Annotated in this window: 4 protein-coding genes; 3 read left to right on the top strand and 1 reads right to left on the bottom strand. The window is 71.7% G+C overall.

Annotated elements, in window-relative coordinates:
* Nucleotides 1-228: 228 nt before the first annotated feature.
* Complete coding sequence (locus DQW06_RS14300; protein ID WP_013153725.1) at nt 229-1,275, top strand: glucose 1-dehydrogenase; 1,047 nt, start codon at nt 229-231, stop codon at nt 1,273-1,275.
* Nucleotides 1,276-1,509: 234 nt separating this feature from the next.
* Here DQW06_RS14300 and DQW06_RS14295 read toward each other — a convergent pair whose 3' ends face one another.
* A complete protein-coding gene (locus DQW06_RS14295; RefSeq protein ID WP_071622340.1) occupies nt 1,510-2,364 on the bottom strand; it encodes a helix-turn-helix transcriptional regulator in 855 nt (284 codons plus the stop codon).
* A gap of 101 nt (nt 2,365-2,465) precedes the next feature.
* Here DQW06_RS14295 and DQW06_RS14290 point away from each other — a divergent pair, with 101 nt between their 5' ends.
* Both DQW06_RS14290 and DQW06_RS14285 read left to right on the top strand, forming a co-directional pair.
* Nucleotides 2,466-3,977, top strand: a complete 1,512-nt coding sequence (locus DQW06_RS14290; RefSeq protein ID WP_117198618.1) for an MFS transporter — start codon at nt 2,466-2,468, stop codon at nt 3,975-3,977.
* A gap of 304 nt (nt 3,978-4,281) precedes the next feature.
* Entirely contained in the window at nt 4,282-5,127 is an 846-nt protein-coding gene (locus DQW06_RS14285) for an alpha/beta hydrolase (protein WP_117198616.1), read from the top strand.
* Nucleotides 5,128-5,173: the final 46 nt, after the last annotated feature.

Below are 5,173 nucleotides of genomic sequence, written 5' to 3'. Positions count from 1 at the left end.
GCCCCGCCCTGTTCACGCCCGTCCCGATCGCGCCCCGTTCGGGCCGTGCCTCGTCCCGTTCGCGTCCCGCCTCGTGTGTCGGGAGCGGCGCCCGGGTAGCCGCTTGGCAGAATCCCCGGGGACGGGGCGGGCGCCGGGGAGCGTTCCCGACCCCCGGTCCCGCGTTCCGGGGACGCCTCGGCACCCGGTACCGGGGCCGAACACGTGCGTCAGGTGAGGGGGAGGGCCATGCGTGCTCTGACGGTGGTGCCGTCGCAGGCCGGTTCGGTGCGGGTCAGCGAGGTCGAGACGCCCGTGCCGGGCGCGGGGGAGCTGCTCGTCGACGGCATCGCGCTGGGGATCTGCGGCACCGACCGAGAGATCGCGGACGCCGGGTACGGCGAGGCGCCGCCCGGTCACGAGCGCCTGATCCTGGGGCACGAGTCGCTGGGCCGGGTGCGCGAGGCCCCCGACGGCAGCGGCTTCTCCGCGGGCGACCTGGTGGTGGGGGTGGTGCGCAGGCCCGACCCCGTGCCGTGCGGGGCCTGTGCGCACGGGGAGTTCGACATGTGCCGCAACGGCGGGTTCACCGAGCGCGGCATCAAGCAGATCCACGGCTACGGCTCCCAGCAGTGGACGGTGGAGGCCGACTACGCGGTCCGGCTCGACCCTTCGCTGGAGCGCGTGGGCGTGCTGATGGAGCCGACCACGGTCGTGGCCAAGGCGTGGGACCAGATCGACCGGATCGGCGGCCGCGCCTGGTTCGAGCCGCGCCGCCTGCTCGTCACCGGCGCCGGGCCGATCGGCCTGCTCGCCGCCATGATCGGTGTCCAGCGCGGTCTGGACGTGCACGTACTGGACCGGGTGGAGCACGGGGTCAAGCCCGAACTGGTGGCCGCCCTCGGGGCGACGTACCACACCGGCGGCGTCGCCGAGGTCGCGGCCACGGGCGAGCCGGACGTGGTCATCGAGGCCACCGGCGCCTCCGGTGTCATCCTCGACGCGTTGGCCCACAACGCGGCCTACGGGATCGTGTGCCTCACCGGCATCTCGTCGGGCGGGCACACGATCGACGTCGACGCCGGGGCGATCAACCGCCAGCTGGTCCTGGAGAACGACGTGCTCTTCGGGTCGGTCAACGCCAACCTGCGCCACTACGAGATGGCCGCGCGGGCGCTGGCGCGGGCCGACCACGCCTGGCTGGAGCGGATGATCACCCGGCGGCTGCCGCTGGAGCGCGCGCACGAGGCGTTCGAACCCGGCGGCGACGACGTCAAGACCGTCATCGAGCTGTGAGCCGGTGCCCGCGGGCGCTGGACGAGGACCGGCCGGAAGCGCAACCGGTGCGACGCAAGGGCCCTGACCCGCGGTGGTCCTGTTCTCATGGCGGGGATGGACGGCCGAACCGCGCTAGGGGCACGGGGTCACGGCGGAGGGGGCCGCGACCGCTGTGCGAGGGCGCGCCCGGGGCGAAGAACCTACCGGCGGACGCTCCCGGCGGGCCGCCGACGCCACCTGCGGTCGCCGCCGTCATCCGCGCTGGGCGTCGACGTCCACTTCTGACAGCCGGAGGAGCCGCTGCGAGGTGGTCTCGTCGGCTGGTGTCATCACGGTCAGGCGGTGACCGGTCTCCGCGACGTTGGACGAGACGAAGTTCAGGCGCAGCAAGCCGACCCGTGGACTGTCCAGTCGTTTGGTCTCCAGGTGTTGGAGCATGACGTCGTGCCGGTCCCACAGCCGCGAGAACTCCTCCGACCGCTGCCGCAGCTCCCGGACCGTGGTGCTCGCGGTGTGGCCTGTGTCGGTGCCGGCGACCGCGCGCAGCTGTGCGACCATCCGAGCGGCGACGACGTCGTCGTCGACATAGCGGCTGCGCCAGTCGGCGTTGGTGAAGAACTGCAACGCGCAGTTCCGCTCAGCGGGCGGTATCCGGTCCATGTCCGTGAACAGGAAGCGGTAGGAGAGGTTGTAGGCCACCACGTCGAACGCGCTGGTCTGCAGGCAGGCGGGGTAGGGATCGAGTTTGTCCAGTACCGGCTGGTAGGCCGTCGACAGCGACGCGTCGAGTGCCAACGGAGCGGTCGACCGGGTACGCGCACCGGCGAGGCGTTCCAGGTGTCGCTTCTCGGTGTCGTCCAGGCGAAGGGCTCTGCCGACCGCGGTCAGGACCTGCGCGCTGACGTTGATCGGTCGGCCCTGTTCGAGCCAGGTGTACCAGGTGACGCCGACTCCGGCGAGCACCGCGACCTCTTCGCGGCGCAGACCGGGCGTGCGACGGCGTCCGGTGCTGGGAAGCCCCACCTGGTCCGGGGTGAGCCGTTCGCGTCGGGTGCGCAGGAAGGCGCCGAGATCGCGTCTGACCGCGGGGGGTCGGGAACCTGTCATGTCTCCACCATGCCTCACGTGCGGACCAGTAGCCAGGTTCGGTCAGTACCCCCATAAACAGGCATCTGGTACCGGGATGAGGCCCCTGCCAGGGTCGAGACGTGACTAGAGAATCGAAACCGCGGAGCCAGACGACCCCTGCGCGGGCCGAGGGTTACCGCCAGGCCCGCAGCGCCACCACGCTGGCCCGATCAGCCGCAGGGGAGGGGGCGCCGCCTGCGACGCTGGGCACGGTCGGACTCCTGACCGCGTTGTCCGCCCTGCTGCTGTCGGTGATGAGCTTCGCCGCCGCGGGAATCGCCGTACCGAGTATCGGCGCCTCGCTGCACGCTTCGGCGTCCGAGCAGTCGTTGGTGGTGTCGGTCTACTCCCTGGGCTTCGCCGCGCCGATGGTCGTCGGCGGGCGTCTGGGCGACCTGTACGGCAGGCGGCGGCTCTTCCTGTTCGGCATGGCCGGATTCACCGCGTTCTCGCTGATGGCGACGCTCGCGCCGACCATTGCCGTGCTGATCGTCGCCCGCGCGCTCACCGGCGTGTCGGCGGCGGCGATGGTTCCCCAGGTGCTCGCGACGATCACGGCCTCCACGCATGGACGCGAGCGTGCCCGGGCGGTGGCGTTGTTCGGGGCGACCGCGGGCGGCGCGACGGCGGTGGGTCAGGTCCTCGGCGGCGTTTTGCTGTCGGTCCCCCTGCTCGGCTCCCCCTGGCGCACGGTCTTCGCGATGAGTGTCCTCATGGGCGCCGTCGCGTTCCTCGCCGCTCTGCGCTGGATGCCCAGCACCGACGCACCGGGCGATCGTTCGCTGGACCTGGTCGGGACCGCGTTGCTGGGGGTATCGCTGCTCGCGCTGATGATCCCGTTGTCCCAGGGCGGTGCGCTCGGTTGGCCCGGGTGGTGCTGGGCACTGCTGGCGGCCAGCCCGGTGGCGTTCGCGGCGTTCTGGACGCGGCAGCTCCGACTGCACCGCCGCGACCTGGTCCCGCTCGTTCCTCCGCCGCTCCTGCGTCTGAGGTCGTACCGGCTCGGCCTCATCATGGCCCTCCTGCTCCAGTCGGCCTTCGGCGCGTTCACGTTCCTCTACGCGCTCTCCACGCAGACGGGTCTGGGCTGGCCCCCGATGGGTGCGGCCCTCGTGCTGCTGCCGTTCGCACTGTGCTTCTTCGCCGTGTCGATCTGGTCGGGAAAGCTGGCGCCCCGTTTCGGATTCCGCCGTCTGCTGACGATCGGCGGGTTCGTCCAGGCGGCAATGCTGGTGGCGACCGCGGCATCGGTGCTCATGCGGGGCCCGGGTATGAGCGGGTGGACGCTGGGAGCTCTGCTGGTCGGAGTCGGGGTCGGTCAGGCGCTCATGTTCGGTCCGCTGGTCGGGGCGATGATCGCCGACGTCCCGCCCTCCTCGGCAGGAGCGGCCTCCGGGGTCATCCAGACCGCGCAGCAGGCCGCCATGGGGCTCGGAGTCGCGGTCGCCGGAGGGGTTCTGGGTACTGCGATGGCCGGTTCCACCGCCCCGCCCGGGCAGGACTACATGACGGCACTCGCGATCTGCATGGTCGTCCAGGCCGCGTTCGCGATCGCCTTCGCCCTCCTCGCCCTCGCCCTGCCCAGGCGCTGAGGCGGGAACGGCCGGTGCCGACACCGTGAGCCGACGGTCGCGTGGTGCGGCCGGTGCCGGAGGTGATCACGGTGCGGGATCTTTTCCCGTGGCACCGGTGCTCCCCTTTCTCCGGACCCTCCTTTCCTGGTCGGGTGCGTGTTCCGTCACCGAACGGAGAAAACGCAGGACCGGCGGGTGTATCGGTGGAACCACGTGTCGTGCGCGAGGGCGTGTTGACAGTTTCTGACCGGCGTTCGATATTCGGTGTCCAGCGCGCCGGAAAAGGAACCCTCGCTTTTTTCGAACCCCCAAGGAGAATGAGATGGGATCACCGCTGGTACGCCGGACGGCGTCGGTCCTCCTCGGCCTGGCGACGGTCGCCGCCCTCGCCCCCGGGACGGCCGCCGCCGACCCCGTGCGGGTCCTGGGCGGGACGGGGCCCTACGACGCCGAGTACGTCACGACCCCGCGCCTGCGCGACCACACCGTCTACCGGCCCGTGGACCTGCCCGAGGGCGAGCGGCTGCCGATCGTGGCCTGGGGCAACGGCGCCTGCCGCGCCGACGGGACGTGGTTCGAGAACATCCTCACCGAGTTCGCCTCACACGGTTTCCTGGTCATCGCCAGCGGCCGCCCCGGCGGGTTCGGCAGCACCGAACCCGAGATGCTCACCGAGGCGGTCGACTGGGCGATCGGGGAGAACGACCGCCTGTTCAGCGAGTACCGGGGCCACATCGACACCGACAGCGTCGCGATCATGGGCCAGTCCTGCGGCGGCCTGGAGACCTACGAGGTCGCCGACGACCCGCGCGTGGACACCACCGTGCTGTGGAACAGCGGCCTGCTGACCGACCGCGACAACGACCTGCTGGAGGACCTGCACGCCCCCGTCGCCTACTTCACCGGCGGCCCCGGCGACATCGCCTACGAGAACGCCCTGGACGACTACGGACGGCTGCCGCGGGGGCTGCCCGCCTTCATCGGCCACCTCGACGTCGGCCACTACGGCACCTTCGCCGAGCCCGACGGCGGGGAGTACGGACGCGTCGGCGTCGCCTGGCTGGAGTGGCGGCTCAAGGGCGACCAGCGGGCCCGCCGGGAGTTCGTCGGCGACGACTGCGGCCTGTGCTCCACCGAGTGGGACACCGACAGCAAGAACCTCGGTTAGGGGACCGGGCCCGCGCGCTCCCGGACGGCCGACCGCCGTCCGGGAG

Origin of the sequence: Nocardiopsis sp. TNDT3 (assembly GCF_003427465.1) — a bacterium.
Lineage (GTDB): Bacteria > Actinomycetota > Actinomycetes > Streptosporangiales > Streptosporangiaceae > Nocardiopsis > Nocardiopsis dassonvillei.
Note: the sequence above shows the minus strand (reverse complement) of the source record. Positions and strands in the feature narration are given on the sequence as shown.